Raw genomic sequence first — 14,330 nt, 5'->3', positions numbered from 1 at the left:
CGCCGGACCCCACACACCGTTCATCGGACAGACCCGAATCCGCTAAACACCTTACCGGTGAACGGTGTTCCGGATCTCTGTCAGGCTTCGATCAGCACTGACGGTTGTCTGTTTGGCGTAGGTGGCCATGGGCCACTCCGCCTCGGCAAGGTCGAGCTTGGCGCGTGTGCGCGCATCGGTGGAGCCAGCCGTCGTCTGTCCGGCTTCGACCTCAGTGAGCACGCGTGCGACACGAGCGTCTCTCACATGCGGGGTGGACTGTGATCTGTTCGTTGGGCATCGGGGTACCTTTCCACTGGTTCCCCAGATGAATGCGCGGGCGCAGCTCACCAGTTGCCGCCAGTGTTCGGAATCCCGATGATATCGGCGAGTATCGATTCCTCCCTTTCGAGAAAAATTCCGAGGTGAACCGCGGGTCGCCAGTGTGCATGACGACCAGACTCCCGCCCATCGGTGTGAGTGTCAGCGTCTTCTGCCAGCGCTTCGAGCAGCGTGAGCGCAGCCGCTTCACCCGCGCGGCCGACGGCCGCTGGGTCTACACCGACGGGGTCGAAGCGTAGCGCTCGCCGGTTCAGCGGATGTAGACGTCGAGGTGGTTGCCCACCGTGCCCCGGTCGTAGATCTTGCCCCGGTACCCGAAGGGCGTGTCGTAGACGGTGCCCTTCGGCGCCGACCCCGCGAGCACGATGTAGCCGTCGGCGTCGCTGACGTAGCCGTCGGCGTTGACCCGGCGGCCCGGGATGTCGAGCCCCGTTCCCGGAAGCACCTGCTGGCTGTAGAAGGTGAACTTGTACCCCTGCCAGTTGACGGCGCCCATGAACATGAACTGCTGCAGCGTGTAGAGGGCCTTGCCCGACGGCCCGGCCGCCCCCGCGCCCCCGGGCTCGGCGGCGGACACGCCGGTGTCGACGACGGTCTCGGCCGAGCGGGCGGCGTCCAGGCCCTGCGCGCGCTGCGGGCCCCGGTCGGCGGCGGATCCCGCGTCCGCGAACGCCGCGGCCACCGAGAACGGCGACAGCGCCGCCGTGCCGAGCAGCACGAGGGCGGCGCCCGCCGCGCCCGCGCCGCGCACGCGGGCTCGCCACGAACCGCTCGGGTGCGCAGAACCGGAAGCCATGGGCATCGATTCTAGCTCCGATAGCTCCGCTGTCCAGCGGAGCCCGGCGAGATCGTCGCGTCTCGCGGGTGCCCCCGGCGCTGCCCGGCATCGGCCCCGCGCGGCGGATCGGTCACGCCCGCGACTGCGCCCGCCGGATCCAGTCCTCCACCTCTGCGGCGGTGCGCGGGATGCCCGCCGAGAGGTTCACGCAGCCGCCCTCGGTGACCGCGATGTCGTCCTCGATGCGCACGCCGACGCCCCGGTACTGCTCGGGAACCGTGAGGTCGTCGGGCTGGAAGTAGAGCCCCGGCTCGATCGTGAACACCATGCCCGGCTCCAGCACCCCGTCGAGGTACAGCTCGCGGCGGGCCTGCGCGCAGTCGTGCACGTCCAGGCCCAGGTGGTGGCTCGTGCCGTGCACCATGTAGCGGCGGTGGTAGGCTGTGTCGTCGCCCTCAGCGGTCTCCGGCAGCAGGCCCCACTCGCGGGTGCGGCGCTCGATCACGGCCATCGCGGCCTCGTGCACCTCGCGGAAGCGGATCCCGGGCCGCACGATCGCTCGGGCCGCGTCGGCCGCCTCGAGCACGGTCTCGTAGACGCGCCGCTGCACCTCGGAGAAGGTCCCCGAGACCGGCACCGTGCGGGTGATGTCGGCCGTGTAGAGGCTGTCCATCTCCACGCCGGCGTCGAGCAGCAGCAGATCGCCCTCGAGCACGGGGCCGTCGTTGCGGATCCAGTGCAGCGTGCAGGCGTGCGGGCCAGACGCCGCGATCGTCTCGTAGCCGACAGCGTTGCCGTCGAGCCGCGCCCGCTGGTTGAACACCCCCTCGACCACGCGCTCGCCCCGGGGGTGCGCGCTCGCCCGCGGCAGCGCCGCGAGCACCTCCTCGAACCCGCCCGCGGTCGCGTCGACGGCGGCCTGCATCTCGGCCAGCTCGTAGGAGTCCTTCACCAGCCGCAGCTCGGACACGGCCCGGGCAAGCTCGGCGTCGTCGAGGGTGCGGTCGGAGTCGCCCGCGGCGAACTCGGCGAGCGGAGCGGTGCGGATCCCGAGGGCTGCCGAAACCTGGGCGAGCGACGGGCGCGGGCCGATCCAGAACTCGCCGATCTCGGGGTCGGCGAAGAACTCGTCGCTGTCGCGGCCCGCGCGCTCGCGGAAGTACAGCGTGGCGTCGTGCGCGGCGTCGCCGGAACCCGCTGCGGGATCGCCGGTCGCGGGATCGCCGATCGCGGGATCGAGCACGAGGATCGCGCCGGGCTCGGCATCGGAGCCCCAGCCGGTGAGGTGCGCGAACGCGCTGTGCGGGCGGTACTGGTAGAAGGTGTCGTTGGAGCGCTGCTTCATCGCGCCGGCCGCGATCACGAGCCGCTCGCCCGGGAAGCGCGCGCCCAGGGCCGCGCGTCGGCGAGCGGCGTAGGGCGCCGCGGGCCGCGGGTCGGGCAGCGGTTCGGGGCGGTCGGCCCAGTGCGCCGAGATGTACCGGGCGAAGCCGGCCGTCTGCGGGGTCGTGCTGCGATTGCTGTTGTCGATCTCCACCTCGTGGGTGGCCTGCGCGGAGTCGGTCATGCCCCCATCCTCTCACCGCACCCGAGTCCATTTAGAATGAGGGGATGACGGGAGCGACGGGCGGGGGCGCATTCGACCTGCACACGCACTCGGTGTTCTCCGACGGCACCACCCGTCCCGCCGACATCGCCCGCGAGGCCGCGGAGCTCGGGCTCGCGGGCTTCGCGCTCACGGATCACGACACGATCGACGGCTGGAGCGAGGCGCGCGAGGCGGCGCGCCGGCACGGCGTCGGCTTCCTCCCCGGCATCGAGATCACTACGAAGCACGACTGGCACTCGCGTCACCTGCTGGCCTACGGCATCGACCCCGCCGCGGGCGAGCTGTTCGAGGCGCTCGCCGAGGTGCGCGGCCATCGGCTCGGGCGGGCCAGGGAGATGGTGCGCCGCATCGCGGCCGACTACGCGATCACCTGGGAGGCGGTGGTGGGTGCGGAGGACGCGCGCACCGTCGGCCGCCCGCACATCGCCGATGCGCTCGTGGCGGCGGGGTACTTCGCCGATCGCAGCGCCGCGTTCGCCGACGTGCTGCACCCGGGATCCCCCTACTACATCGGCACGTACGCGCTGGAGACCGTCGACGCGATCCGTCTCGTGCGCGCGGCCGGCGGCGTGCCGGTGCTCGCCCACCCCGCGGCGAGCCGCCAGCGCGGCACGACCTCGCGGCAGGAGATGCGAGAGTTCGCGGCGGCGGGTCTGTGGGGCGCCGAGCTGGATCATCCCGAGAACCGGGCCGAGTGGCTGCCGCCGCTGCGCCGAGCGGCCGCCGAGCTCGCGCTGGAGACCACGGGCGCGAGCGATTACCACGGCGCGGGCAAGCCGAACCGGCTGGGGGAGCGGTCGACGCAGGCGGCCCTCGTGGAGCGTCTGCGCGAGCTCGTCGTCACCCCGCGCTGACCGGGCGCCTGCCGCCGGCCCCGATCCCGCTCACTGGGCAGAGCCGTCGGCTCCGCCGTCGCCGGACCCCCCGGTCCGCCGCCGGCGGCGGCGCTTGGGCGCCGATCCCTCGCCCGGCTCCTGCAGCAGGGGAGCCCCGGGCTCGCCGCCGCCCTCCGTGTCGTGGCCGTGCTGCTCGTGCCCGTGGGCCTCGTGACGGCCGGGCCCCTGCGGGTTGGCGCTGCGCGTGCGGCGCCGGGTGCGCTTGCGGCCGCCCCCGCTCCGCTCCTCGCCGGATCCGCCGTCGCCCGCGCGCGTCGAGGATCCGCCGCGCGGCGCGCGCTCCTTCACGGGGGTAGCCTTGAGCCGCCCCTTCGAGCCCTCCGGGATGTTGAGGTCGGCGTAGAGATGCGGTGACGAGGAGTACGTCTCGACGGGCTCGGGCACGCCGAAGTCGAGGGCCTTGTCGATGAGCGCCCACTTGTGCAGGTCGTCCCAGTCGACGAACGTCACCGCGATGCCCGTGCGCCCCGCGCGGCCCGTGCGGCCCACGCGATGCAGGTAGGTCTTCTCGTCGTCGGGCACCGTGTGGTTGATGACGTGCGTCACGTCGTCGACGTCGATGCCGCGCGCGGCCACGTCGGTCGCGATCAGGATGTCCTTCTTGCCCGCCTTGAACGCCGACATGGCGCGCTCGCGCTGATCCTGATTGAGGTCTCCGTGCACCGAGGCGGCGTTGAAGCCGCGATCCACCATCTCCTCCTGCAGCTTCGCCGCAGCGCGCTTGGTGCGCATGAAGACGACCGTCTTGCCGCGGCCCTCGGCCTGCAGGATGCGCCCGATCACCTCGTCCTTGTCGAGCGAGTGGGCCCGGTAGACGATGTGCTCGATGTTGGCCTGCGCCACGCCCTCGTCGGGATCGGAGGCCCGGATGTGGATCGGCTTCGACATGAAGCGCCGCGCGAGCGTGACGATCGTGCCCGGCATGGTCGCCGAGAACAGCATGGTGTGGCGCGTCGCCGGGGTCTTCGCGAAGAGCTTCTCGATGTCGGCGAGGAAGCCGAGGTCGAGCATCTTGTCGGCCTCGTCGAGCACCATCTCGCGCACGTCGCCGAGGTTCAGGATGCGCTGACTCGCAAGGTCGAGCAGGCGGCCCGGGGTGCCGACGACCACCTGCGCGCCGTCCTTGAGCTGCTCGATCTGCCCCTCGTAGGCCTTGCCGCCGTAGATCGGCACGACGGTCGCCGCGCGGTTCTTCGCCGCCAGCTCGAGATCCTCGTACACCTGCACCGCCAGCTCGCGGGTCGGCACGACCACGAGGGCCTGCACGCCCGGTTCGGGATCCGCGCCGACGCGCTGCAGCAGCGGCAGACCGAAACCGAAGGTCTTGCCGGTGCCGGTCTTCGCCTGGCCGATGATGTCCTGACCCTCGAGAGCCAGGGGGATCGTCTGCTCCTGGATGGGGAAGGCCTCGATGATGCCCTGGTCTGCGAGCGAGTCGACCATGTCCTGGTCGACGCCGAGTTCGAGGAAAGTCGTCACGTTGCGTCCTATCTGCGCCGGTGCGGCGTGTGTGTGCTGCGCGCACCTTCTCGAGGGCGCAGCGGCGGGGGATCCGGTGCCCCCGCGGCGAATACGTACGAGGCCCAGTCTATTCCAGTGCGACCGCCGCCCGAGGGTAAGCTGTCAGGGTGTTCGAGTGGATCCGTGGGCTGCGCAAGAAGAGCGCTCCGGCGCGCAAGCTGCGCTCGCGCGGCGAGGGGAACGACACCGAGCGAGTCGAACTCGCCGAGTTCGCCCCCGGCATGCTGCCGTTCCTCGGGCTCACGGCCTACCTGCAGCTCGAGCTGTACGAGGCGGCGACCCGCGCGGTCTCGGGGGCGCCGACGCTCGAGGCGAAGGAGGTGCTCGCCCGGGTCGCGGGCCTGACCCTCGCCAAGCACCAGCGGCTCACCGACGAGATCCGCAGGCGCGACGAGGAGCCCCACGTGGTGATGGCGCCGTTCTCCCGCGTGATCGACGAGTACGTGGAGCGCATCGACACCGCCGACTGGCACCAGCACGTGCTCTCGCTGTATCTCGTGGGGGGCCTCTTCGACGACTTCTTCGCGAGCCTCGCCGAGGGCATGCGCGACGGCTACCGCGCCCAGGCGATCGAGATCCTCAGCAGCGACAGCGGGCGCACGGAGGTCAGAGAGCTGCTCGCCGACGCGCTGGCCGCCGACGAGGGGCTCTCGAGCTGGCTGGCGCTGTGGGGCAGGCGGCTCGTGGGCGACACGCTGCTCGTCTCGCGCGCGGTCCTGCTGCTCAGCGAGCACCGCGCCTTCGACGCCGACGAGGTCGAGCCGGTCTTCACCGAGCTCATCGCCGACCACATCCGCCGCATGGACGGGCTGGGCCTCACAGCCTAGCCCCAGCCCTAGCCCCATGGATCTCCCGCGCTGCGACTACTTCGAGGCGGGGCGCTGCCGCAGCTGCGCCCTCATCGAGACCCCCTACGACGAGCAGCTGCGCGCCAAGGAGCGGCGCTGCCGCGACCTGCTGCCGTCCGTGCCCGCCTCCACCTGGCTGCCGAGCGTCGCGGGCGGCGTGCGCGACTTCCGCAACAAGGCGAAACTGGTCGTCGGCGGCCGGCCCGCGTCGGTGACCCTCGGCATCCTCGGGCCGGACGGCGAGGGGGTCGACCTGCGCGACTGCCTCATCCAGTCGCCCGGGATCCGCCGGGCGATCCCTCGCCTCGCCTCCTTCCTCGAAGCGACCGGGCTGCCGCCCTACGACGTGCCGCGCCGCCGCGGCGAGCTGAAGTTCGTGCACGTGACGGAGGCCCCCGGTGGAGTCTCCGCCGGGGGCGAACTCATGCTGCGGTTCGTCGTGCGCAGCGAGCGAGGTCTCGCGGCGCTGCGCAGGGGCCTTCCCGCGCTGCGCCGCGCGATCCCGAACGCCGCCGTGGTCTCGGTCAACCTGCTGCCCGAGCACCGGGCCGTGCTGGAGGGGGAGCGGGAGGAGACGCTGCTCGGCTCCTCGCTCGCGATGGATCTCGGCGACGGCGTGCCGCTGCACCTGCGCCCCCGGAGCTTCTTCCAGACCCACACGGGCGTGGCGCGCGAGCTCTACGCGCAGGCCGCGGCGTGGGTGGCGCGCGAGAACCCCGCGTCGCTCTGGGACCTGTACTGCGGCGTGGGCGGCTTCGCGCTGCACGCCGCCGAGCGGGCCCCGGGGGGCGCTCGCGCCCGTCGCGTGCTCGGCGTCGAGATCAGCGAGGCCGCGGTGCGCTCGGCCCGCCGCAGCGCGCGCGAGGCGGGGATCGCTGCGCGCTTCGAGGTGGCGGACGCGACGGCGTTCGCGCTCGCGGCCGATCCCGCGGCCCTGCCCGAGTCCGTCGTCGTGAACCCGCCCCGCCGCGGGATCGGGGCCGAGTTGTGCGCGTGGCTCGAGGCGTCGCCCGTGCGGCAGGTGATCTACTCGAGCTGCAACACCGAGAGCCTGGCGCGCGATCTCGAGGCCGTGCCCTCGTACGCCGTGCGCGAGGCGCGGGTGTTCGACATGTTCCCCCACACGCGGCACATGGAGGTGGCCGTCGAGCTGGTGCGGGCGGGCTGAGGCACGGCGCGGCGAGGCGTGCGGCGGCGCACGGCGACAGCGCCGAGGGGCGTGGGATGATGAACGCATGAACATCGTGCTGGGAGTGACCGGCGGCATCGCCGCGTACAAGGCCGTCGTGCTGGCGCGGCTGCTGGTGGAGGAGGGCCACGACGTGCACGTCGTGCCCACCGAAGACGCGCTGCGCTTCGTCGGCCGGCCGACGTGGGAGGCCATCAGCCGCCACCCGGTGACGACCTCCGTGCACGAGGACGTGCCCGAGGTGCGCCACGTGGCGCTGGGCCGGCGCGCCGACCTGGTGATCGTGGCCCCGGCCACCGCCCACTCGCTCGCTCGCATGACCGCGGGGCTCGCCGACGACCTCCTCGGCACGACCCTGCTCGCCACGCGGGCCCCGCTGCTCGTGGCCCCCGCGATGCACAGCGAGATGTGGCAGCACCCGTCGACGCAGGACAACGTCGCGATCCTGCGCTCGCGCGGCGTCGAGTTCATCGGCCCGGAGAGCGGGAGGCTGACGGGCGACGACAGCGGGCCCGGCCGCATGAGCGAGCCCGAGCAGATCGCGGCGCGCGCCCGGGAGATGCTGGAGGAGGCCGGAGCGGCGGGGGGGCGGCCGGGGACGGCGCCGGATCCCGAACCCGCCGACGCGACGCCGCCCTCAGAGGCGGACGCCCCGGCCGACGGCGCGACGCCGCCCGCCGATCCGGTGCCGCCCGGCGATCTCGACGGCGTGCGGGTGCTCGTGACCGCGGGCGGCACGCGCGAGCCGATCGACCCGGTGCGCTACCTCGGCAACCGCTCGAGCGGCAGGCAGGGCGTGGCGGTCGCCGCGGCCGCCGCGGACCGGGGGGCCAAGGTGGTGCTGCTCGCGGCGAACGTCGACGAGGCCGTGCTGGCCGATGTCCGGGATCGCCCGGGCGTGCGGATCGTCCCGGTCGGTACGGCCGCCGAGCTCGACTCCGCCGCCCGTGCCGCCGCGCCCGGAGCCGAGGCCGTCATCATGGCCGCGGCCGTGGCCGACTACCGCGTCGCCGAGGTCGCCGAGCACAAGATCCGCAAGGAGGACTCCCCGGATCGGGCTCCCACGCTCACGCTCGTGGAGAACCCGGACATCCTGGTCGGCCTGGTCGGCGACCGGCGTCCGGGGCAGCTGATCGTCGGCTTCGCGGCCGAGACGGTCGCAGCCGAAGCCGGCGCGGAGGCCGTCGAGGAGCTGCTCGAGCGGGGTCGGCGCAAGCTCGCTCGAAAGGGCGTCGACCTGCTCGCGGTGAACGCCGTGGGTTGGAGCGAGGGCTTCGAGAGCGGCGAGAACACGGTGCACGTGCTCGACGCCGACGGTCGCGTCGCCCGCAAGGCCTCGGGCTCGAAGCGGGAGGTGGCGGATCGCCTGCTCGACGCGGTGCGCGAGGAGCTGAGGGCGCTGAGCCGCTGAGCTCCGCGAGAAAGGACCGTCATGACCGCACCCCCGATCGTCCCCGGCCCTCCCGGTCCGGCACCCGCGGATCCGGGACCGGCCGCTCCCGGACCCCGCGCGCCGAAGCCCCTCGCGCACCGCATCCGCCGCTGGATCGTCGTGGTGATGGTGGCGTCGTTCGCGATCGCTGCTGTCGCGGGCATCGCCGTGCTGCTCGGCGGTGCGACCTCCGAGCCCGCCTCGAAGGTGCTCGGTACGACCGCGCTGACCGGCGTGTTCAGCGTGGCGGTGCTCTGCGGCGCCGCGCTGATCGGGCGGCCCGTGCAGTGGTTCGGCTGGATCACCGTCGCGGTCTCCGCGGCCACGCTCGCCCGGATGCTCTGGATGATCTGGGTGGAGCCCGGCTGGGACGAGGACCCCTTCAAGCTCACGATCACGATGGTGATCCTCACCGGCGCGTGCGCGATCGCCTCGCTGCTCCTGCTGCTCGTCTCCCACGACCGCAGGTCCGTGCGCGCGGCTCTGCTGACGACGCTGGCTCTGCTCGCCCTCGGCGTGCTGCTCACGATGCTGCTGATCTGGGAGGTGGCGGGCGACGAGGACGACGTGTATCTGCAGGCGACGGGCATCGTGTGGATCCTCGCCGCTCTGGGGATCGTGGTGCTGCCCGTGATGTCCCTGCTGCTACGCACGCCGCCGCCCAGCCGCCCTGTGGCCTCGGACACGGGAGTTCAGGGGCCTGCGGATGCGACAGGTCTCTCGCGGGCGTCGCTCGAGCGCATCGCCGCCGCCGCTCGCGCGGAGGGCGTCACCCCTGACGAACTGGTGGAGCGGCTGCTGCCGTAGGGGCATCCGGCATGCGACGACTCGTCTTCACCCGTAGTGCCCGAGCTATGACAGGGAGTCGCGCCCGAACACCGTCAGTGATACTTCTCCGTTCTCCGCAGGAACGGAGATCGTCGTGGTGCGTTCAAGCTCCATCGGGCCGTACCGGACCACGAGCTGCCCGAATGCCTGGGATCCGGGGATCTGCTTCGCCGCCGCTGCCGCGTCGGCTCCGTCCGGGAGCAAGTACGTTTGCAGTACCGTGACCGAGGTGTCGCCCTCGTCGGCGATGCCGACCTGCATCGATCCGGGGACGCCCGCCTTGACGGTTTGCTCCTCGCTGCCGCAGTACCCGGCGACATTGCCGGTAGCGTTCGCCAGCGAGATGACGCAGATGTTGTCCGAATTGTCGCGGGCCGTCCAGATCTGGAACTCATCTGTCTCCGCCATCGCGCGAACAGTCGAGAGGTCGACCCCTCCATCCCCGATACCATCGGTCGACACCCCGCTCGGAAGCGGATCTGCTGCCTCAGCAGAACCGGTGTTCCCGGGTTGACCGACTGCGATCGCCCCGACGACGACTGACAGCCCGACGACCGCAGCGAGGACGAAGCCGTTCATTCCTTGAGCTCTCATCTCGATCCTCCTGCACTGGTGGACGTGCAATATCGGTTGTGTGCATTATTCTTGCCTGTTCGGCATTGCTCGACGAAGGGAAACAGGCATCATGAGCACAGACCACGACGAGCTGGCGGCGCGCGCTGAGCGCGGCGACCTCACGGTGAAGCCCGGTACTGTGCGCCGAGGCGCGGAGGGCACCGCCGAGGCGCAGCGGCTCCTGACGGAGGCGACCGGCGCGACGAACGCCGACGAACTGGCACATAGATTCAACGCTCTACAGGCTTCACGCATCGGAGTCACTCCATTGGAAGAGCTTGCAAGCTAGGGCAAACGTTCCGGCGGCTAGGCTGAAGAGCAGGATCGTAGTCAGCCAGAGCGGTATGGGCGCGGGGGAAGTTCCGAGCAGTTCGCTTGCAAGTTGCTCGGTTAGCAGCGTTGTCGGCAGCCACGACAATGTCGCGCCAACTGCATCGGGAAACGCGCTGTGTGGCAGCGCGGTGCCCGAGGTCGCGATGAGCACGAGGATGAGGATGTAGGAGAAGTTCATTGTGCGTTCGGGGTTCTGAAACCGAGCACCGATCAGATATCCGAGCGCCAGGAGCAGGAGCATCGCCGCAACCAGCAGCGTGCTTGCCCTTGAAAGCGTGGCGAGGGTGGTGGGTGTGAAGAGCACCGCGAGCGCCAGCAGTATGACGATCTGAATGAATCCGAGCGCGAGTCGAATAGGAAGATGCGCCGCGATGAACAGGGTACGACTGACAGCGGTGGTGCCGAGCTGCCGCAGGGTACCGTTCGAGCGGTACTTCGCCAGCGGCACGGCGGTACTCGTCAGCCCGAGGCTGGTGAACCCGATGAGTGCAATCAGCGGTAGGGAACTGGCGAGCACTCCTGCACCCATGAGCGCACCTGGAAGACGCGACTTGGTGTTTGCTGCGACCAGGAGGTCGAGCACGCTGAGGCCGATGGTCATGCCGCCAAAGATGAGAAGCATGGTGACCATGCCGCGCCGGTCACGCAATGCCTCAAGACTGTGCGCGAGGGCGAGCTGTCGAAACTGGTTTCGCCCGAACGCTAGAGGACGGCTCATCGTCGCATCGGATCCGGCAGTGGTTCGGTAGTCCAGTCGCGGTGTTCTTCTCCGGCGAGCTTTAGGAACACGTCTTCAAGTGAGGTGGCTTCGACGCGGAGCCCTGTGGCGTGTAGACCGCGCTGGAACGTCACCCGCCGTAGGAGAGCGTCGGGGTCTGCGGTATCGACCTGAACGAGTAGCGCACCGGAAACCGGCTTGATCTTGGCTTCTTCGCCCGACGATGCTTCGAGGATTGTGCCAGGGTCGGTTCCGGATGGCACCATGAATCGCACTCGTGAGGTTGTGCTGTGCTCTGCGATGAGTTGCTCGGGTGTGCCCTCGGCCACGATGTGCCCGGACACCATAATGGCGAGGTGATCGCACAGTTCCATCGCTTCATCCATGTGATGTGTGGTGAGCAAGACCGTGACCGCTTGATCGCGGAGGGATCGGATCAGGTTCCACAGTTCCCTCCGAGCGGCAGGATCAAGCCCGGCAGAGGGCTCATCAAGAAGCACGAGTCGCGGTCTGCCGATCACAGCGACAGCGATGAGCAGCCGCCTCGATTGCCCACCCGAGAGCTTCTTCACTCGCACGTTTCGTGAATCTTCAAGCCCCACGAGCCCGATCACTTCCTCCACGCTTCGGGGTCGCTCGTAGAAAGAGCCGAAGAGTTCGAGAGTTTCCGCGACGGTGAGTGTTGGGAACAGGTTTGCGGCTTGCGGCTGTAACGACACCAATCTGGTGAACTCGTCGCGCTCGGCTAACGGGTCAAGACCGAGCACCCGCACCGTGCCCTGCGTGGGGCGACGCAGACCTGCGATCATCTCTACGGTGGTCGTCTTTCCAGCCCCGTTCGGCCCGAGCAGCCCGAACACTTCGCCGCGCTCGACGTGCAGATCAACCCCAGCGACAACGTCACGGGCACCGTACCGCTTGACGAGTGAGTGCGCGACGATTGCGGGTTGCTTGTCTGTGGTGCTCATCGTTTGCCTCCGCTCGGTGGGGCATCGTTCTCGGAGGGGAAGAAAATGCGTTCAAGTGGCAGGCCGAACACGGCGGAGATGCGAAACGCGAGTGGCAGCGAGGGGTCGTAGCGGCCTTTTTCAAGCGCGTTCACGGTTTGCCGGGATACCCCGAGCGTTTCTGCGAGTTGTACCTGCGACCAGCCATGCTCCGTGCGCAGTTCGCGGACTTGGTTTTTCATCGGTCGCTCTTCATCGTGTTCACGGGGATCGCAATACCCCAACTCGTCATGCCAGCGATGAAGATAATCCACTCGCCGCCAGGAACCTCGATACCACCACCGCGCAGCAGCGCGATCACCAAGGTGGCGAGCATGGTGACCGCGAACCCGAATGCGAAGCTGCGCACCAGCACGGCGCCTTGCATCTCATCAACATTGCGCACATGCCGCCACAGCGCGATCACCGCCCAGAGCAGCGGCAGAATCGGCAGGAGCGTTCTCACCAGATGCGGCCAAGTGCCAGGTTCGGTCACCCACCAGTTCGGCAGCATGAGGAAGAGGAGGACGAACAGCACCATTCCGATGCTGAACTCCCACACATATCGGGCAGCGGCTCTCTTTTCGCGGCTCGTCATGCCGGTTTCATCGCTCATCACGACACCATCTCTTTCATAGCCGATTTCTGTCCACGCGGCGGAGTGTGCGTGACGGCTTCTTCGTGATCCCACTCGAATCGGCGCACTGCGAGCACCCCAGCAATGACGGTGACGGCGAGCATCATCACCCACAGCGCCAGCACTGGCAGAAACGGTGCTGCACCAGTAAGGTCAGCACTTATCGCGGCAGCAAACCATGTCGTAGGGATCGCGTTCGTGAAAATCTCGGTGAACGCAGGCAAGGTGCCTGGCGGCAGGAACGTGCCCGAGAACACGAACACCCCCATCACGAGAATGGTCATGCTCTGATGCGTGGATTCGGTGTTGCTTGACCGGCTCGCCAGGAGCATCGCACAGGCGAACAGCATGGCCGTACCGATGATGAGCGTGCCCAGCAGTCGCCAGTAGTTGTTGTGGTCGCCAACGAAACCGGCCACAACTACCAGAGTGACGATGAAACCGACTTCCAGAGCGATCAGCGCGAGGCGCGACGGAAGCTGCGCGAGAAGAAAAATGGGTCGCCTCAGCGGTGTCGTACCGAACAACCGGAGCAGGCCGCGCTCGCGCATTGACACGAGCGGCACCGTGGTAACCATAAACGCGATCCCAGCAATCCCCGTCACGAGGATACTTGGGAGCGCTGCACGCAACGGATGCGTTGCGGGGTCGCTGGCTGCCTCGCTCAACATGAACGACAGAACACCGTAGATCAACACCAGCCACGCAAACAGGAACATCGGCGCAAGACCAGTGAGCCTGTTGCGCAGCATGTCTTTCATGCTCATCGCAGCGAGGAGCCTCAAAGCTGACCGTTGAGCCATCACCAAGCCCCATAAGTATCGGAAAGTAACCTTTACACTAAAATATCCAACTGTCTACCCTATGTCAAGTATCCTTGTCGTTGTTCGTAGTCGTCAGTCACGCGACCCGAGCAGCCTTCTCTTATTGAATGCACGCGGACGACCGACGATAGCGAGTGGAGGGGCGGAGAAATCCCAGGTCAGGCGGGTGTCATCTCATCTATTCTGACTTCGGGGCACTTGCGCGGCACCGGCGAATGATGCATCTGATGCAGTAGCTCCCGGAGGGTGGCCTGCTTGTAAACATCGTAGAGATGATGACCGCCCAAGGGGCGGCTCGGTCCTTGGGGGTAGCATCGAGCTTTTGTGTTGGAAGCGGGCGTCGGAACGCTCAATATCTCTGCGTGTAGCCGGCCCCGTCTGCGGGTGCGTAGATCCTCCCGCGATTCTGGTACACCTTGAAGGCTCCACTGCTCGGTTTGGCGCCGACGGCGTAATACCCATTTGCTTTACGTGCTCCACGCAAGCGCCCGTGCAGCGGAGGGGGCGATAGCGATGACGCCAATGCCGACCAGAAGGCCAGTGAGGCCTCCGGGAATCCTCTTTTTCACGCTCCATCGATTCACTTCACTGTGATTATTAATAACGCTGCATTACATAAGCATCACGAAATGAGAAGAATATCCAATTCTGAAGAGAATTCATTCGTCAGTGCGGACATGCCGAGACCGCGTGCGCGCGTACGCCGAGGAGGAACGCGCGAGCCTGACGCAGGGCGACCGAGATGTCGCGTCTCAGCAGACCGATCGCGTCAGCGGCCTCGAGAGTGGTCGATGG

16 protein-coding genes are annotated in these 14,330 nt (G+C 68.7%); 7 read left to right on the top strand and 9 right to left on the bottom strand.

Annotated features, from left to right (window positions below):
• The first annotated feature begins 428 nt into the window (after nucleotides 1-428).
• A complete protein-coding gene (locus D1J51_RS18545) occupies nucleotides 429-560 on the top strand; it encodes a hypothetical protein (RefSeq protein ID WP_256386000.1) in 132 nt (43 codons plus the stop codon).
• 11 nt (nucleotides 561-571) lie between these two features.
• On the opposite strand, the gene D1J51_RS07130 is transcribed toward D1J51_RS18545, so the two are convergent.
• Together D1J51_RS07130 and D1J51_RS07125 are read right to left on the bottom strand one after the other, a co-directional pair.
• Complete coding sequence (locus D1J51_RS07130; protein ID WP_119074486.1) at nucleotides 572-1,117, bottom strand: hypothetical protein; 546 nt, start codon at nucleotides 1,115-1,117, stop codon at nucleotides 572-574.
• 112 nt (nucleotides 1,118-1,229) lie between these two features.
• Complete coding sequence (locus D1J51_RS07125) at nucleotides 1,230-2,666, bottom strand: aminopeptidase P family protein (RefSeq protein WP_119074485.1); 1,437 nt, start codon at nucleotides 2,664-2,666, stop codon at nucleotides 1,230-1,232.
• Between the two features lie 44 nt (nucleotides 2,667-2,710).
• Here D1J51_RS07125 and D1J51_RS07120 point away from each other — a divergent pair, with 44 nt between their 5' ends.
• On the top strand, nucleotides 2,711-3,562 hold the full coding sequence (locus tag D1J51_RS07120) for a PHP domain-containing protein (RefSeq protein WP_119074484.1): 852 nt from the start codon (nucleotides 2,711-2,713) through the stop codon (nucleotides 3,560-3,562).
• Between the two features lie 30 nt (nucleotides 3,563-3,592).
• Here the strand turns inward: D1J51_RS07120 and D1J51_RS07115 are convergent, their stop codons facing one another.
• Nucleotides 3,593-5,047, bottom strand: coding sequence for a DEAD/DEAH box helicase (locus D1J51_RS07115; RefSeq protein ID WP_119074504.1), 1,455 nt, complete (start codon nucleotides 5,045-5,047; stop codon nucleotides 3,593-3,595).
• 185 nt (nucleotides 5,048-5,232) lie between these two features.
• On the opposite strand from D1J51_RS07115, the gene D1J51_RS07110 reads away from it, so the two are divergent.
• From D1J51_RS07110 to D1J51_RS07095, 4 genes are all read left to right on the top strand, one after another.
• Nucleotides 5,233-5,952, top strand: coding sequence for a ferritin-like fold-containing protein (locus D1J51_RS07110; RefSeq protein ID WP_119074483.1), 720 nt, complete (start codon nucleotides 5,233-5,235; stop codon nucleotides 5,950-5,952).
• A 16-nt stretch (nucleotides 5,953-5,968) separates the two neighbouring features.
• Entirely contained in the window at nucleotides 5,969-7,141 is a 1,173-nt protein-coding gene (locus D1J51_RS07105; RefSeq protein WP_119074482.1) for a methyltransferase domain-containing protein, read from the top strand.
• Between the two features lie 67 nt (nucleotides 7,142-7,208).
• Nucleotides 7,209-8,573, top strand: a complete 1,365-nt coding sequence (locus D1J51_RS07100; RefSeq protein ID WP_119074481.1) for a bifunctional phosphopantothenoylcysteine decarboxylase/phosphopantothenate synthase — start codon at nucleotides 7,209-7,211, stop codon at nucleotides 8,571-8,573.
• A 21-nt stretch (nucleotides 8,574-8,594) separates the two neighbouring features.
• Entirely contained in the window at nucleotides 8,595-9,401 is an 807-nt protein-coding gene (locus D1J51_RS07095) for a hypothetical protein (RefSeq protein ID WP_119074480.1), read from the top strand.
• A 45-nt stretch (nucleotides 9,402-9,446) separates the two neighbouring features.
• Here D1J51_RS07095 and D1J51_RS07090 read toward each other — a convergent pair whose 3' ends face one another.
• Entirely contained in the window at nucleotides 9,447-9,830 is a 384-nt protein-coding gene (locus tag D1J51_RS07090; RefSeq protein WP_162903706.1) for a hypothetical protein, read from the bottom strand.
• Between the two features lie 277 nt (nucleotides 9,831-10,107).
• Here D1J51_RS07090 and D1J51_RS07085 point away from each other — a divergent pair, with 277 nt between their 5' ends.
• Nucleotides 10,108-10,326 (top strand): hypothetical protein, encoded by a 219-nt coding sequence (locus tag D1J51_RS07085; RefSeq protein WP_119074478.1) that lies wholly within the window; start codon nucleotides 10,108-10,110, stop codon nucleotides 10,324-10,326.
• Here D1J51_RS07085 and D1J51_RS07080 read toward each other — a convergent pair.
• Genes D1J51_RS07080 through D1J51_RS07060 form a run of 5 tightly spaced genes read right to left on the bottom strand, consistent with a single transcriptional unit; the run spans nucleotide 10,285 to nucleotide 13,514 of the window.
• Nucleotides 10,285-11,088, bottom strand: coding sequence for an ABC transporter permease (locus D1J51_RS07080; RefSeq protein ID WP_119074477.1), 804 nt, complete (start codon nucleotides 11,086-11,088; stop codon nucleotides 10,285-10,287). The genes D1J51_RS07085 and D1J51_RS07080 overlap by 42 nt on opposite strands.
• Nucleotides 11,085-12,056: an ABC transporter ATP-binding protein gene (locus D1J51_RS07075; protein WP_119074476.1), complete on the bottom strand. Its 972-nt coding sequence runs from the start codon at nucleotides 12,054-12,056 to the stop codon at nucleotides 11,085-11,087. The genes D1J51_RS07080 and D1J51_RS07075 overlap by 4 nt, the downstream gene beginning before the upstream one ends.
• The gene (locus tag D1J51_RS07070; RefSeq protein ID WP_119074475.1) at nucleotides 12,053-12,277 is read right to left on the bottom strand and encodes a helix-turn-helix transcriptional regulator; all 225 of its coding nucleotides are present in this window, start codon (nucleotides 12,275-12,277) and stop codon (nucleotides 12,053-12,055) included. Before D1J51_RS07070 ends, D1J51_RS07075 begins: the two co-directional genes overlap by 4 nt.
• Nucleotides 12,274-12,690 carry a hypothetical protein gene (locus tag D1J51_RS07065; RefSeq protein ID WP_119074474.1) on the bottom strand — a complete coding sequence of 139 codons (417 nt, stop codon included), beginning with the start codon at nucleotides 12,688-12,690 and terminating at the stop codon, nucleotides 12,274-12,276. Before D1J51_RS07065 ends, D1J51_RS07070 begins: the two co-directional genes overlap by 4 nt.
• Complete coding sequence (locus tag D1J51_RS07060) at nucleotides 12,690-13,514, bottom strand: ABC transporter permease (protein WP_119074473.1); 825 nt, start codon at nucleotides 13,512-13,514, stop codon at nucleotides 12,690-12,692. The genes D1J51_RS07065 and D1J51_RS07060 overlap by 1 nt, the downstream gene beginning before the upstream one ends.
• Between the last annotated feature and the right edge of the window lie 816 nt (nucleotides 13,515-14,330).

Origin of the sequence: Leucobacter sp. wl10 (assembly GCF_003569785.1) — a bacterium.
GTDB lineage: Bacteria > Actinomycetota > Actinomycetes > Actinomycetales > Microbacteriaceae > Leucobacter.
The sequence above is the reverse complement of the archived record's forward strand: the minus strand, read 5'-3'. Positions and strand labels throughout refer to the sequence as shown.